We start from the raw sequence: 12,689 nt of genomic DNA, 5'->3' as shown, positions 1-12,689 counted from the left end.
CACGCTATGACCGCTGCGCCCACACCTTCATGTCCGCGATCTGCATCGCTGCAACCGTAATCTTCTGGCTCTGATCAATGAGTCCTGAGCCTAGATCCTCGCGACCTGATGAACCCGTTCCCGTCCGATCTGATGAAGATGTGGCCGATCAATAGCAAGGTCGGGTCGCCTCGCAACAACACGCCCGACATCATCGACGAGATCGGCCGGGGGCCTAGCGATCTGTTTGACGTTTGACGGCCGCCTCGCGCTTCGCAGCGTCCACCCTGTCGAGAAAGGTCTGAAGCGCCAGCATCATGGTCTTGGCGCCTTGCTTGCTGAGTGCGAACTGGGTGACCCCATCCTCTGTCAGAAGCCCGACTATGCACTTGGTCGGTCGCGGCTCATCGCCCTCCATGTCGATCGTGCAGCCACGAACCGTCGGCAACATCTGAATTTTCGGTCGCTTCGCCATTTTGCGTCACAAATATAGTGGAAGGGGTGCGCTACCTTGAAAAGCCGCCCACGGCCCACTCAAGGGACAGAGCCAAGGCAAACCCAATAACGATTGCTGTAAAGAGCCACATCGGCATTTTTCCCACTCGGAATGCGAGAGTCAACGGTTACTGCCCTTAAAGATTGCATGTTAAAATGGCCCTCGCTCGCGGAGCACGGCTTCTGGCTAGGATGAGCCGCTGCGAGGGCGGGCATAAAGCGGTCCCGCCGCGACAGCATGCGTATATAGTCAGGCAAGGCGACCTAGTGCGACCGCCGCCGATCTATGACCGACGGAGTCGATATCGTGCGGTTGCGCTTGACCATCAGTGGCGGGCGCCAGCCTTTTGGGCTTCTCGAAGGTGTATATCGGTCTGGTGACGTATCGCGTCCGAAAGTGATATCGCGAGGTCAAGGTTTCCCGGATAATTTGCCAGGCACCACATGGCGGTCAATTCGGCGATCGCCTGCTTTTGGCTGACATCGGAAAGGCCGCGCATCTGTTTGGCCATCTTGTTGACGGCTCGGTGTATGGCGGGAAGCTCTCGCCTGACGATGGCGTAGAGTTCGGGTTGCTCGTCTTCGGTGGCGGTGATTGGTTTCAAGACTGTGTCTCCAATTTGCCGACAGTGAACAAAATAAGAACAAATGTGTCAAGTGCACCTTGACGGGACAGGAATATGTTCCTTATTCCCTGACAGCTTGTGAGCAGGAAAGGCAATGGGAAAGTGCCAGGACGCGCCAGCCGGCGAAGCTATGTCGGAATTGGAGAGGATTGGCCTGGAAGCGATAGATGCGGCAGGTGGCGATGTCGTCGCCGCTTTGTTGTTGGCCCTTGCGAGGGACGTGGAGCTGGAACGTGAGCTTGCCCTATCGCGCGCGGCAGTTTCATCCGGCTTTTCGCGCGGCTGGCATGGGGCACGACCACTATGAGCAACCGCGATGAGAACAATTACCGCATCGAGGTGTGGGACAGCGAGGATGAGAAGACGCTTCTCGAAACCATCAGCCGGTCCTCCGATTTCGCCGTCAGCATGGCTGCCTGGCAAGCTGCGATGCGGCGGCGACCCGGCATGCTGTTGATCCACTACGACAGTCGCCACATCATGGAGAAGGTTCTGACACCGGGCGAAGCTAAGCTCCCGCCGCAGACGATCATAGACGGAAATATTCACCCTGGACTGGATGTGGCCTTGGGCGATCTGCGCAGCTGGCAGTTTCGCGCGCCCACTGCGTTCACTGCTCGCATCATGCGGAAGTGAAGTCGGAAGCGATGGTCCGGCGCTATGGCAAGCAAGCCCTTTTCAGCACGATCGAGCGGGCGCTTTTCTGCACGAGATGCACCAAGCGCGGACCGGTTCGCCTGGAAATCTACACCCTTCCGAGAAACTGAAGGAATTTGGGCAATGCACGACCTAATCGAATTCTTCCGAACCAATTCTGCTCTTCTCATCGACAACCCCATAGCCTTCCTGACCTTTGCTCTCCTTTTTGGGGGTGGAGGATTCATCGTCGGCCGCTATTTCCTGACCGAACGCATTGCCAATTTGGAAAGCCGCATCACTCGGCGTGACGACGAAATCGAAGCACTGAAAAAGCGTCGGGATAAGACATCAGAACCGTCACTAATCCCCATCATCGGCACATCGGTAATAGGCGAGAACGAAGCAACACCGCTTTTGGGAAAGTGGCCGGACCGGCGCCGGCCAGGAACACTGTCCGCGCCACCGCGTCAACGTCGTGGCTAAGTTATGACCGGTGGGATCAATCATCTTCTGAAATTCTAGACAGGGCCTCGGGAAAAGTCCGGGCGAGGTACCGGACAACGGGCGCGTTATCCATCAGCCGGTTCAGATAGCCGCGTGCCGCTACAAGTTCGAGGCCGCCCTGATGATAGGATGGAACAATCACTATATCGAGCATCGGAGACTCCGAGGGTGCCACTGCGCCTTTACAGTCGCTTGCGCGCCTGCCGATCCCTTCCCATATCGTATGCAGTATAGAGGTCGGCCCAATGGCACATACAGCATCATGGACTATCGGTGACGCCAGCGATCTGCGTGCACGTGTCGAAAGGCTTGACCGCCTTTCTCGCCTGCTAGACGTAGCGTTCGCCATTCCCGGTACCAAAGTTCGCTTCGGCGTTGATGCAATTCTGGGCCTTATCCCCGTCGTTGGTGATTGGGCGGGCGTAGCCCTTTCGAGCATAATCGTGGTCGAGGCTTTTCGAATTGGCGTGCCCGTCAGCGTGCTCATCCGCATGATTGCGAACGTAGTTATTGAAGGTGTGATCGGTTCGATACCGATTGCCGGAGATGCATTCGATGTCTTTTGGCGTGCTAATCGGCGGAACATGTCCTTGCTGATCAGGCATCTTGAACGCGAGCGTCGAATTTGAGGGAACCGAGGCGGTGAGGCGTTACCGGTTCGCTGGTCTCATCGAGGCTCAAAACTAATCTTTGATCACTCGTTGGCATTTAAGATGCGATAGATTTGCATCCTTGAGCATCCCATCATGGTAGCGATGCTCGCCGGACCTTCGAATGGCAGCCACCGCCCAATGGCAGTCATTCCTGCGTTCCCGTCCATTCATCAAAAGCGGACATCGCCCATGGCACGGTGATAGTCATTTACGCCGTATTGCAGCTTTCATCGCTGGCTCTCCCTTTGCGGGGAGAAAGATGACCGGGCCGTTGACGCAGTGCTGCAGATCCCGCTCTGCTCGGTCGTCGTCATCGCCGAAGGCGACGTCGACCTGCGCGGCACGATGGGCGTGGCCGACGACGTGCCGGTCGGCTTCGCGGCGATCGGCTGGCATTCGATGTCGACACCGACGCGACGGACGCCGAGCTCGGTCAACTGGCGGAACTCACCGACAAATATTGCGTGATCTTCCAGACGATCCATAACAGCCCGAAGACGAGTGTGGAGATGAACCGCGCGCGCTAAACATGCCTTGCAGGCTATTGTCGCGCGGTGGCCAGCCTGCGCTGGTCACCGCGCAGCATCCGCCAAAGAGGAAGCAGGCAAGAGAGGTTGCCCCCACCTCTTTCACGCGCGGGCCGCCCGCCAGCCCCGATTTTTGGACCTCCAAATGAAATCTGACGGCACCCAGGAATAAAGGGATGCCCTTCCGGGTCTTGTTATCAGCGAGGCCGTTCTCTCGGCGCGCAACCAAGAAACGGAACAAGGACCTATCGAAATGACCAAGCTCGCTCTCAGCGTGGCTGCGATGTTGCTTGCCGCAAGCTCTGCCTTCGCCGGCAGTGATCACGGCGCCAACAACTCCAACCAGCCGGTCGCTTCTGTCGACACTGCTGCCACCGCCTCGACCCCCAACACCGCGCGCCCCAACACTGCTCGCCAGGACGCCGTCGACACCACGACCGGCACCAACCCGGCCTCGGTGCAGGACATCATCAACAGGCACAACAACGACGGCCTCTGGGGCCGCTGATCACGATATCGCACCACCAATCCCTCGAACATCTTCAACATTCAACATCAGGAACCATCGACATAAAAGACCTCGCACTTGCCGCTGCCGCCTTCCTCGTTGCCACGAGCGCCGCCTTTGCCGGCAGCGACCATTTTGACCCGCAGCACACCAATCAGAGCGCTCCTGCTGTCGACGACACCTACACCGCCTCGATCCGCAAACCGGACATGGTCCGGCACGGCGTCCAGGCGACGATGAAATCTGATGCGGACGAACCCGGCCACAAGGCACCTGGGGTCGCTGAGTTCACGGGTCGGGACTGTCCCCTCCGGGCCTGACCCACTGCGCAATCAGGGGACGGAGGGCCAAGCCCTTTGGCCCTCCGTCATTCCACAGCACCATGGTCAGAACTTTTTTGACGCCGGCAGTGCGCCGCGCCAATCTCGTGCCCCATGGTAGCCGAAAGCCCTTCGCTTCCATGTGGCGTTTCCAGCGGATTCGCAGGTCACCGGGGCGGCGGCCGCAGCGGTCTTCGAGGAATTCGACCCCGGCGATGCGATCGGTGCGAACCGAAAATCCTGGTTGCGCGCCTTTTAGAGGAAGCGACTGAAGCAGATCGGGCCCTTGCGGTTTGCCTTGGGCGATATATTGGCCCATGCCTTTCGCTCGGTGAGGGCAGGGCGTTGGTATCATAGCCCTTTGTCGGCGAGCAGCCTGGCGCCTCGGTCAATGCCAGTCCGCTCTCGGCCCCAAACAGGACATTCGGTACGCCGACTCTTGATATCGGCTTCGAGGCGCATTTCTGACATTCAGTCCAACCACTATCGCCCTGAGCTATTGGGCGGATGCCGCGGTAATGTGGGGACTTGCGCACTCGAGGAGCTGCGGCATGGCGCAAAGTACAGATGAAGGCTTAGAACGCATCTCGTCCGATATCAGAGATCGCAACGCTGGCGAACGGCTAAGCTCTGTTCCGAATTTCACGGAGTCCAGCCTGGCGCTTTCCTCGGTTGGTTATCGCCACCGCCGGACATTGACCGCGTTGCCGCAACTGCCATTGAGCCGCCATCATCGACGCATTACGATAGGCTCGGAATGAACATCTAGGGCGAAAGATGGGGATGGTGGGCCGGCATCGTGGAGCCCTAGCTGCAGCGCTGCTGTTAGCGGTATGTTTCGCGCTCTTTTTCCACGCACCAGCGTGCGCTGCGGATGCCAAACCGATGCGCGGCGTGGCCCTGGTGATTGGCGAGTCGCACTATGACAATCTGCCCACCCTGCCAAACCCCGCAAACGACGCCCGTGCCGTCGACAGGCTACTGGGCGAACTCGGCTTCGACGTCACCTCGGTAACCGACGGCGACAAGGCGAAGCTCGACCGCAGCCTGCAACGCTTCGTGGAAGACGCAGCCGGCGCCGATGTCGCGCTGCTCTACTATTCGGGACACGGCATCGAAGCCGGCGGTGAGAACTATCTCGTGCCTGTCAGCGCAGACCCGTCCTCGCTTGCCGAGGCCGGCGAGAGCCTGGTACCGTTGTCTGGTCTGCTGGCTGATCTTAAGGCCAGGGTTCCCGTCGCAATCGTGTTGCTGGACGCGTGTCGCACCAACCCATTCCCTCCGGGCGCAACAATGACCACGGCCTCCGGCCCGGTGTTGGTCGCAGCCGCGGGGCTCGACATGACACGGGGAGCGGCTTCACTGGCCGATGCCGCCGACGCCCCCCAAAGTCTGGGCGAGGTGATCGGCTTTGCCGCCGAGCCTGGCCACGCTGCACTCGACGGGGATGCTGGCGGCAACAGCCCCTATGCTGCAGCCCTGCTGAAGCATCTCGCTGCCGGTGGCTTTGCCTTCGGCGACGTGATGACAATGGTCGCCGAAGAAGTCTATGTGCAGACCGGTGGCCGCCAGCGGCCATGGACCAATGCCAGCCTGCGCAGGCTGCTTTATTTCGGACTGTCGCCGGAACAGGCGACGGGTGACGATGCCGCCATCCGCGGCGAGCACCGCAAGCTGCTGCTCACCATCGCCACCACACCTCCTGACACCAGGCGTATCGTCGAAGCCGCGGCTAACTCAGAAGCTGTTCCGCTCGGCACGCTCTATGGCCTGCTAGCCGCTCTTGGCACCGATGTGCCGAGCGACCCGCGCGAACTGGACCGGCTGCTGCGCGGCCAGACCGAGTATCTCAAGACCATCATTGCGGAAAGGCAGGCGCTGAAGAGCACTGACGTGGACATCGTGCGCTTGTCGAAGCTCGCGGAAGAGGCGCTTGCCGATGGTGCGGTGACCGCAGCGATCCAGTTCCAGCAACAGGCCAAGGCGCGCGTTGCGCAACTGTCCAAAACTGTCGATCAGGCTGAGGCCGACGTGAAGGCCAGGCGGATCGAATTCGCGGAAGTCTATAGCCGCAGCGGCGATACCTATTTCCTCGCCTTCCAGCAGATGGAGGCCGCCGACGATTACCGCAAGGCGTTCGAGGAGGTGAAGAAATGGGACACGAACCTCGCCTGGCATTACAAGCTGGCGCAAGCCAATGCCATCCGCGCTTATGGCACGTTTCGCGGCGACAACAAGGCATTGCAGGTCTCGATGCGAACCTTTGCCGAAGCGGCCAAGCTGCTTCCCCAGGATCGCCTGACAGCGCAATTGGTGATGACCCAGAACGACCTCGGCCTGGCGATGTATATATATGGGGAGCGCCAGAGCGACTCCGCATCGCTGGAGCAAGCGGTTGGCATCTTCTCCGGCATTGTCTCCAGCGGCATCAAAGAGGTCGATCCCTCGCTGTGGGCAGAGGCTCAGTCCAATCTCGGCACCGCGCTAGTATTGCTTGGCACGCGCAAGAGCGGACCTGAGCAATACCAGCAAGCGGCGATTGCCTTCGCTGCCGCTCGGCAGGCGATTTCGCGTGACCGACAGCCACTCAAGTGGGCTTTGGCGCGTAAGGGCGAAGCCGACGCCATCGCTTGGATCGGCTTGCGCGGCAACGAGCCGGACCGGTTGCGTGAAGCAGTCGACGCCTACCAGGATGTGCTGACGACACTGACCCGCAAGCTTGATCCCCTCTCCTGGGCCGCGACGCAGGATGGGCTCGGCAGCGCACTATGGGCGATCGGCGACCGGCTCGACGGCAGCGAGATGCTTCGGCGTGCCGTGGACGCCTACAATGCCGCGCTCATGGAGAACACGCGCGAACGCGTGCCGCTGCTGTGGGCTACGGAACAGAGCAATCTGGGCAATGCCCTGTCCTCCCTTGGCCAGCGCGAGACCGGGACAGCAAGTCTCACGTTGGCGGCCCAGGCTTATCGGAGGGCGCTTGAAGAGTGGACGCGCGAGCGCGAGCCCTTCGGCTGGGCGACCGCACATAACAATCTGGGGCGAACGCTTGTGGTCGCCGGCGAGCGGTCTGGGGACGAGGCAACCATCGAAGCGGGGCTCGCCTCGTATCAGGATGCTCTGGAGGAATGGACGCGCCAGAGCGCACCGCTGCAGTGGGCATCGCTGCAAGGCAGCGTCGGCGAGGCGCTCCTCATACTGGGGCGCAAGAGATCCGACGCGAAGCTGATTACCGAGGCTCGTCAAGCGATGCAAACAGCCTGGACATTCTACCGTGGCGCGGGCTACCCACAATATGATGGGTACTTCAGCGAGCACATGGCAGAGATCGATCAAGCCCTTGCCTCATTGAAATAGCAATTGCACTGCTGAATTCCTGGCCCCTTAATGAGGTCGTCCAAAGGAAATCGACAACGATCCTCGCATCGGCGTCGCCTTGCTCGGCCGCCTTGAGCCTACCTCCTCGTGATGTTTTCGAGGCCGACAATGGCCTGCGCAAAGAAATCGTCGTCCTCACTGGCCAAGGCCAGCAAACGCGAAATGGCTTCCAGCCGCCATGTCGAAGGCGCACGCCGCAGCAGGAAGATTGCTGCCTCCGATCGATACTCCTGGCTGGACGCGTCATTGGTGGTTGCGCCCTGGGGAGGCGGAACCTCGCCCGGCGCCACAAGGCGAAGGGGTAAGGCGAGGGCTACACCGTTTGCCCCTTTGACTTCGAGTGCGGAAACACCAACGGCCATACCGGACAAATCAAGTTTTGCGTGGCGCTCGCTGGTGATCTGCAGCACGTGTGTTGTGCGGTCGGCGCCGTCCCGTCCTCGAATCGAAATTGAAAATGGCGCTATGCTCCCGACCCAGCGCAGCCAAAGTGGATGGCTGGTATCGATCGACTGTTCGCCGACGTCGAAGACGCCCGGCATGATCAGGTAGCGCGACGGTATCGTCTCGCGCGTGTCGCCAACGACAGCAGTGGCCATGTCACGGGCATCTTGCCAATCACTGCCAAGAATACCGAGCGTGAAATCCAGAAGGCTCTGGAAACTGGAGGTCACGGCTACCGCCGGAATTTCCAGTACATCGGGAAATTTGACTGATCGCGTGGTCTTGTCGGGCATGCGGATTTCGGCACTTATTCCTGCGTCCGGGCGTAAAATGTCGCCTGGCTGTAGAAAGCAACCCGATTTGGCATGCATTGTCTCGTTGCCGCGCTCGACACGAAGCCAGTCCTTTGCTCCGGCTTGACGCTCAACCTTGTTGACGGAGGCTCGGGACTGCGGACCGTATTCACATAGAGACGGTTCGCCGGTCTGGCCCACGGCAGGCCCGAGACTTAATACCAAAAGGGCAAGTGCGCTGGCCGCGCGCCGCATTCTTAGCCGCTGGTCACTCATGGTTGCTCCCCTTCCGGCCGTCAGCAGTACTTGCGCTCTGTGGCGCGGCATGCCGCCGAAGTTGGATTCCCTGCACCCAGGCCAGCGCGACAGACAACGCCTCCCGGACAACCTGCAGGATTGAGGACATTCCTTCGAAGGCCACGGCGATGATCGGTGACATAACTGCGACTGCTGTGCCGCTCGCAAGGCTATGCAAGGCGTGGACCGCGCCAAGAATGAAGACAACCAGCACCGTGAGAAAGATCGAGCCCGCTGCGAATCCAAGCTTGGCGAGGTGATTGAAAGGCGACCGTAGCCGCTCATGAGCCCGATGGCCGGCGACATGGAAAATCGCGCCGATCAGGCTAGCAATACCGATCAGCAACGCCTCCCAGCCCCAGCCTTCATGTTCTTCAACGAAATTTCCCGCGGCTATCGCCCTGATGGCATTGGCATGCACCATGGCTCCAGGCATGCGTTGGCCAAGTGGTGTTGCGTGCAGATCCCCCGAGGCGGCGTAGCTTCCCCCAATGACGACGATGGCTCCATCCAGCAATTGGGGCGTCTCGTCCAGGCGTTGCTGCAGTTCATACGCTTCGATGGTTTGAAAAACGAAAGGCGCGTAACTGTAACCTGTTGCGGTCGAGGTGGCTGCGTCAGACGGCAGTGAAAACAGGATTCGAGCGATCGCTTCGTCGTCGGCCAACGGGTCGTAGTGGTGGTGCGCGAGAGTGAAAGGCTTGGCGGCCTTGCAGGTGTCCTGCGGATTGTGGCGAGATCCCGGAAACAGGCACGCAAGATTATCGCGGTCGACTCCGCCAGCCAGTGCTGCGCCAAGCAGACCGAAGCCCGCAATCCGTTCTGTGGCGTCGTCGGAACGTATCTGGTGCCAGGCAAAGATAGAGCGCACGACATTGTCGGGGTCAGGTTGCAGCAACGGGGAGGCAAACCAGAGCTGCGCTGCCGGCGAACCCAACGCATGGCCATTGCACTGGAGATCGTCGAAAATCGAGGGCTGGGGCCGGGCGATGGGTCGCGCGGGATCGAAGACCTCAGTCACTACCGGCCGCACGGCCAGGACAGGAATTGATGCCGCGACTGAATAGGTCTGGGCGCAAAGCTCACTGTCGGTCATGCTATCGGCAGGCTGTGGTGCGAGCTCGATGTCAAGGACGACAAGCTTCATCGCGGCACGGCCGGCATTGGCGCCAACAAGCGCCCGCAACATCGAGGCGAGCGCCTTGCGGGGCGTCACAAATCCAGAACCGCAAGCCTCGCCGCGAGCCTCGGACCAAAGACGGCAGGTCTCTTCGCCGACGTTGACGAAGATGTAGCGTGGTGTGTTTTGTGCCTGACCACCCGCCAAGCGTGCTTTTGCAAGCTCTCGCATAATGCCGTCGGTCACGCCGCGGTCCAGAGACCGGACCGCTTCGACATGCCGAAGCCCGGTCACCACAAGGCTGACTAGCACTGCCAGCGCGCAAAGCAACAGCCATTCTATTGCAAATGCCCGCAACAAGTCCTGCCACGAATGCGAGCCTGGCTCGTCCTTCATGTCGATCCGGTTTCTCGAATGCGCAGGGTTGGCGCCCCATCCATTCGCCCAAGCTACAATAACAGATCATGATTTGCAGCCAACCGTGAGTCAATCCGCAGAGCGACGAGACAATTGGCGTACAAAACGGCGAGCGCAGCAGGCAACCGCTGGGATCTGGGTCTTGATTTTATCGCAGTTCACCTTGACCCTGCTAAGGGCTTTTTCACGGGGTTTCGGACAGTGGGGCTTCCAGCTTTCCTATCGCACGTCAAAATGACGGGTCCGACGTCATCGGCAAGCCAGCTGTTTGCCGCCTTGGCGATGGAGGTGTGTCTGGCATCGCTTGCCTTGGCGCAGGAGGGCAGGGCGCTGCGCGGCGTGGCGCTGGTGATTGGCAACAGCGCCTACGAAAATCTGCCTTCGCTGAGATTGTTGCACTGATCGGGCCGTCGGGGAGTGGCAAGTCCACGCTTCTTAAGCCACACCGCCAAGCCGTTGAAATGGGCACCCTGGCAAGCTCCGAAAGCGTTCCAGCGCATTCGCTCAGACACGATCGTCGGGATGACGCTTTCGAATGTGATCGCCTTAGCAATCATCTTCACGACCGCCGCCACCCTTCACAAAGCAGGGGTGACCAATATCGCTTCTTCGACCGACGCCGCCAAGGCGCTGGAGCCGGTGGCCGGGAAGTTCGCATTCATCATCTTTCAGCCGGCATCATCGGCACGGGGCTGCTCGCCGTGCCGGTCCTGGCTGGATCCGCAGCCTTCGGCGTTGGCGAGGCGACGCGGTGGGAAGTGGGGCTACGGCGAAAGCCCAAGGAGGCTGTCGCCTTCTACGCCACGCTTGCCGCCGCCGCAGCGCTGGGCACTGGAATAATGTTCACACCCATCGATCCGATACAGGCGTTGTACTGGAGCGCGGTCATCAACGGCATCTGCGCCGTGCCGGTGATGGTCGTCATGATGCTTATGGCTGGAAGAAGCGATATCATGGGCGAATTCACGGTAGGCGGTTGGCTGCGCGCCCTTGGTTGGCTCGCCACGGTGGCCATGGCGCTTTCGGTGGTGGGCCTTGCCTTACAGTGGATGCTGTAGCCTGCAAGTGCTTCCGGGCCGTGGGCGGGGACAAGCGCATATCGGATTTCTCTATGTCCTTGCGCGCACGATATTGGTCGCGGAATTGGCACATCGCTCGATCCGTCATAGACGCGTGTGTGACGCCTTTCATGGTTGGGCCGCTGGGATCGGCGGGATGGTTCGAATAGTCGCCTTCGTGCGCAAACAGGCGGGCAAGCGATTCCTTTTCACGGGAAACAGCCATTTGTTAATCCTTCTTTTTAGACGAGGTGCTACATTCGGCAGCGAGGAGCGAGCCTTGGAAAGCTTTCGGATTGACTTGATGAGTGGTCGGAAAGTCGTGCGCACCGTTTCGGTTGCTGCGCAGAGTCCCGTTCATGCGGTGGTGAAGACGATTCCCAAGCCGTTGATGCCTGGCAAGGCGCCGGGAAAACCCTGGATAAGGGTTAGGAACGCGGCGGGCGGTAAAGCCAGCGTGTTTCGGATCGCGGATTAGTTTGCCGCCATGGATCGCCGCCGCCCCGGGGAGCGGTCGAGGTTGTGGACGCAACGGCATGCTTACGCCGCAAAGCGACAGCCGTCGACGAGCAAGCACACCTCGATGGCAAAGCGTACTGCAAGCGGGAGAAATCAATTCTCCGTGCCGTATGAGGGCGATGCAGAGCAAAAGGCCGCTGTTCGCACATATCTGAAAGATCCCCCGAGCCACATGCCTTTACGCCCCGGCTGAGCTTGAGCCATGGCGGCCATGGGCATGATTTCGAGGTCGAGTTCCATGAACACGACCATAGCCATACAACTTGGGCGAGGAGGATGATGCGCATGCCCGCGCGCATGCCAACAACATACGACGTCGCTTTGAAAATGCGACGACCGCCAACCGTTTTCCTCGCTTAACGAGTCAGGCTTCACGCAAATCGTCTTCATCTCGTCCCAGAATCCATCATCGCAATGTAGCGGTAAAATTAAGACCTCTCAGCCGAATCGCAAACCGTCTGCTGCCATTGCCGCTGTTGCCGGGTCCATCGTGGGCTCCCGCTGTTGGACCAACAAGCCTGACCATAAGACGCAGCGGCAGAAGTTCGAGGACGCAGCGCACGAACTAAAACCCGACCAGTCAGACGCCGCCTTTGAGGCTTTCGTCAACAAGATCGCCCATGCACCTAAGCTGACAGCCGAGCAGATAAAGGAGTTTGCCCGCCTCCAGCGAAAAGCCGCAACACGGATCGGCGCCATCAGCTTGGGGCGCGCCATCCAATTTGTCGCCAACGCGTCCGTGCTTGGCTACGATGTTCGCGCTGCAATGGTCCTCTACGGGGAACCTGGAACGCCCAGCTTGAGGGTCTGGGACTGCGAACATCTATGGGCGCAATATGGCGGCGCTCTGGTCCAACCGCCCGAGCCAGGGACGGGGCTTGGACACGCCCAGGCGCGATAGCGCAACAGCAA

Annotated in this window: 17 protein-coding genes and 1 pseudogene; 11 read left to right on the top strand and 7 right to left on the bottom strand. The window is 60.1% G+C overall.

What is annotated here, in order from left to right:
• Nucleotides 1-214: 214 nt before the first annotated feature.
• Nucleotides 215-454: a hypothetical protein gene (locus A3A9_RS40290; RefSeq protein ID WP_051371410.1), complete on the bottom strand. Its 240-nt coding sequence runs from the start codon at nucleotides 452-454 to the stop codon at nucleotides 215-217.
• Nucleotides 455-800: 346 nt separating this feature from the next.
• On the bottom strand, nucleotides 801-1,079 hold the full coding sequence (locus A3A9_RS0133940; RefSeq protein WP_027062541.1) for a hypothetical protein: 279 nt from the start codon (nucleotides 1,077-1,079) through the stop codon (nucleotides 801-803).
• A gap of 324 nt (nucleotides 1,080-1,403) precedes the next feature.
• On the opposite strand from A3A9_RS0133940, the gene A3A9_RS41475 reads away from it, so the two are divergent.
• Complete coding sequence (locus tag A3A9_RS41475) at nucleotides 1,404-1,736, top strand: hypothetical protein (protein ID WP_245279190.1); 333 nt, start codon at nucleotides 1,404-1,406, stop codon at nucleotides 1,734-1,736.
• 144 nt (nucleotides 1,737-1,880) lie between these two features.
• A complete protein-coding gene (locus A3A9_RS0133925) occupies nucleotides 1,881-2,222 on the top strand; it encodes a hypothetical protein (protein ID WP_027062539.1) in 342 nt (113 codons plus the stop codon).
• Nucleotides 2,223-2,238: 16 nt separating this feature from the next.
• Here A3A9_RS0133925 and A3A9_RS44955 read toward each other — a convergent pair whose 3' ends face one another.
• A complete protein-coding gene (locus A3A9_RS44955) occupies nucleotides 2,239-2,397 on the bottom strand; it encodes a plasmid partitioning protein RepB C-terminal domain-containing protein (protein WP_161634571.1) in 159 nt (52 codons plus the stop codon).
• A 91-nt stretch (nucleotides 2,398-2,488) separates the two neighbouring features.
• On the opposite strand from A3A9_RS44955, the gene A3A9_RS40280 reads away from it, so the two are divergent.
• The 4 genes from A3A9_RS40280 (at nucleotide 2,489) to A3A9_RS43355 (ending at nucleotide 4,251) form a co-directional block, all read left to right on the top strand.
• Entirely contained in the window at nucleotides 2,489-2,872 is a 384-nt protein-coding gene (locus tag A3A9_RS40280; RefSeq protein WP_051371409.1) for a DUF4112 domain-containing protein, read from the top strand.
• Between the two features lie 303 nt (nucleotides 2,873-3,175).
• Entirely contained in the window at nucleotides 3,176-3,364 is a 189-nt protein-coding gene (locus A3A9_RS41470; protein ID WP_027062538.1) for a hypothetical protein, read from the top strand.
• Between the two features lie 312 nt (nucleotides 3,365-3,676).
• Nucleotides 3,677-3,931: a DUF680 domain-containing protein gene (locus A3A9_RS0133910; protein ID WP_027062537.1), complete on the top strand. Its 255-nt coding sequence runs from the start codon at nucleotides 3,677-3,679 to the stop codon at nucleotides 3,929-3,931.
• Nucleotides 3,919-4,251, top strand: a complete 333-nt coding sequence (locus A3A9_RS43355) for a DUF680 domain-containing protein (protein ID WP_343286146.1) — start codon at nucleotides 3,919-3,921, stop codon at nucleotides 4,249-4,251. Before A3A9_RS0133910 ends, A3A9_RS43355 begins: the two co-directional genes overlap by 13 nt.
• On the opposite strand, the gene A3A9_RS46620 is transcribed toward A3A9_RS43355, so the two are convergent.
• Nucleotides 4,220-4,570, bottom strand: coding sequence for a hypothetical protein (locus A3A9_RS46620; protein ID WP_152536254.1), 351 nt, complete (start codon nucleotides 4,568-4,570; stop codon nucleotides 4,220-4,222). The two genes, A3A9_RS43355 and A3A9_RS46620, sit on opposite strands and share 32 nt — an antisense overlap.
• 232 nt (nucleotides 4,571-4,802) lie before the next feature.
• On the opposite strand from A3A9_RS46620, the gene A3A9_RS44475 reads away from it, so the two are divergent.
• Nucleotides 4,803-5,012, top strand: a complete 210-nt coding sequence (locus A3A9_RS44475) for a hypothetical protein (protein ID WP_152536253.1) — start codon at nucleotides 4,803-4,805, stop codon at nucleotides 5,010-5,012.
• A gap of 124 nt (nucleotides 5,013-5,136) precedes the next feature.
• Nucleotides 5,137-7,608 (top strand): caspase family protein, encoded by a 2,472-nt coding sequence (locus tag A3A9_RS40270; protein ID WP_051371408.1) that lies wholly within the window; start codon nucleotides 5,137-5,139, stop codon nucleotides 7,606-7,608.
• Nucleotides 7,609-7,706: 98 nt separating this feature from the next.
• On the opposite strand, the gene A3A9_RS0133890 is transcribed toward A3A9_RS40270, so the two are convergent.
• Together A3A9_RS0133890 and A3A9_RS0133885 are read right to left on the bottom strand one after the other, a co-directional pair.
• The gene (locus tag A3A9_RS0133890) at nucleotides 7,707-8,642 is read right to left on the bottom strand and encodes a hypothetical protein (protein ID WP_152536252.1); all 936 of its coding nucleotides are present in this window, start codon (nucleotides 8,640-8,642) and stop codon (nucleotides 7,707-7,709) included.
• A complete protein-coding gene (locus A3A9_RS0133885; protein WP_027062534.1) occupies nucleotides 8,635-10,179 on the bottom strand; it encodes a CHASE2 domain-containing protein in 1,545 nt (514 codons plus the stop codon). The genes A3A9_RS0133890 and A3A9_RS0133885 overlap by 8 nt, the downstream gene beginning before the upstream one ends.
• Before the next feature lie 114 nt (nucleotides 10,180-10,293).
• Between A3A9_RS0133885 and A3A9_RS44470 the strand changes: the two genes are divergently transcribed.
• Nucleotides 10,294-10,602: a hypothetical protein gene (locus A3A9_RS44470; protein WP_152536251.1), complete on the top strand. Its 309-nt coding sequence runs from the start codon at nucleotides 10,294-10,296 to the stop codon at nucleotides 10,600-10,602.
• A 120-nt stretch (nucleotides 10,603-10,722) separates the two neighbouring features.
• Nucleotides 10,723-11,258 (top strand): annotated as a pseudogene (locus tag A3A9_RS46415) (divalent metal cation transporter).
• On the opposite strand, the gene A3A9_RS46010 reads toward A3A9_RS46415, so the two are convergent.
• The gene (locus tag A3A9_RS46010) at nucleotides 11,164-11,484 is read right to left on the bottom strand and encodes a glycosyl hydrolase 108 family protein (protein WP_152536250.1); all 321 of its coding nucleotides are present in this window, start codon (nucleotides 11,482-11,484) and stop codon (nucleotides 11,164-11,166) included. The pseudogene A3A9_RS46415 and the gene A3A9_RS46010 sit on opposite strands and share 95 nt — an antisense overlap.
• Between A3A9_RS46010 and A3A9_RS46005 the strand changes: the two genes are divergently transcribed.
• On the top strand, nucleotides 11,416-11,736 hold the full coding sequence (locus tag A3A9_RS46005) for a hypothetical protein (protein WP_033839030.1): 321 nt from the start codon (nucleotides 11,416-11,418) through the stop codon (nucleotides 11,734-11,736). The genes A3A9_RS46010 and A3A9_RS46005 overlap by 69 nt on opposite strands.
• Nucleotides 11,737-12,689: the final 953 nt, after the last annotated feature.

The sequence above is a fragment of the Mesorhizobium loti CJ3sym genome (assembly GCF_000472785.1).
Taxonomy (GTDB): Bacteria; Pseudomonadota; Alphaproteobacteria; order Rhizobiales; family Rhizobiaceae; genus Mesorhizobium; species Mesorhizobium loti_E.
The sequence above is the reverse complement of the archived record's forward strand: the minus strand, read 5'-3'. Positions and strand labels throughout refer to the sequence as shown.

Coding starts and splice junctions, on each gene's coding strand:
- A3A9_RS46620 (WP_152536254.1), bottom strand. CDS start 4,570: ATGGGCCAATATATCGCCCAAGGCAAACCGCAAGGGCCCGATCTGCTT.
- A3A9_RS41475 (WP_245279190.1), top strand. CDS start 1,404: ATGAGCAACCGCGATGAGAACAATTACCGCATCGAGGTGTGGGACAGC.
- A3A9_RS0133885 (WP_027062534.1), bottom strand. CDS start 10,179: ATGAAGGACGAGCCAGGCTCGCATTCGTGGCAGGACTTGTTGCGGGCA.
- A3A9_RS40280 (WP_051371409.1), top strand. CDS start 2,489: ATGGCACATACAGCATCATGGACTATCGGTGACGCCAGCGATCTGCGT.
- A3A9_RS46005 (WP_033839030.1), top strand. CDS start 11,416: ATGGTTCGAATAGTCGCCTTCGTGCGCAAACAGGCGGGCAAGCGATTC.
- A3A9_RS44955 (WP_161634571.1), bottom strand. CDS start 2,397: ATGCTCGATATAGTGATTGTTCCATCCTATCATCAGGGCGGCCTCGAA.
- A3A9_RS40290 (WP_051371410.1), bottom strand. CDS start 454: ATGGCGAAGCGACCGAAAATTCAGATGTTGCCGACGGTTCGTGGCTGC.
- A3A9_RS0133910 (WP_027062537.1), top strand. CDS start 3,677: ATGACCAAGCTCGCTCTCAGCGTGGCTGCGATGTTGCTTGCCGCAAGC.
- A3A9_RS0133925 (WP_027062539.1), top strand. CDS start 1,881: ATGCACGACCTAATCGAATTCTTCCGAACCAATTCTGCTCTTCTCATC.
- A3A9_RS0133890 (WP_152536252.1), bottom strand. CDS start 8,642: ATGAGTGACCAGCGGCTAAGAATGCGGCGCGCGGCCAGCGCACTTGCC.
- A3A9_RS40270 (WP_051371408.1), top strand. CDS start 5,137: ATGCGCGGCGTGGCCCTGGTGATTGGCGAGTCGCACTATGACAATCTG.
- A3A9_RS46010 (WP_152536250.1), bottom strand. CDS start 11,484: ATGGCTGTTTCCCGTGAAAAGGAATCGCTTGCCCGCCTGTTTGCGCAC.
- A3A9_RS44475 (WP_152536253.1), top strand. CDS start 4,803: ATGGCGCAAAGTACAGATGAAGGCTTAGAACGCATCTCGTCCGATATC.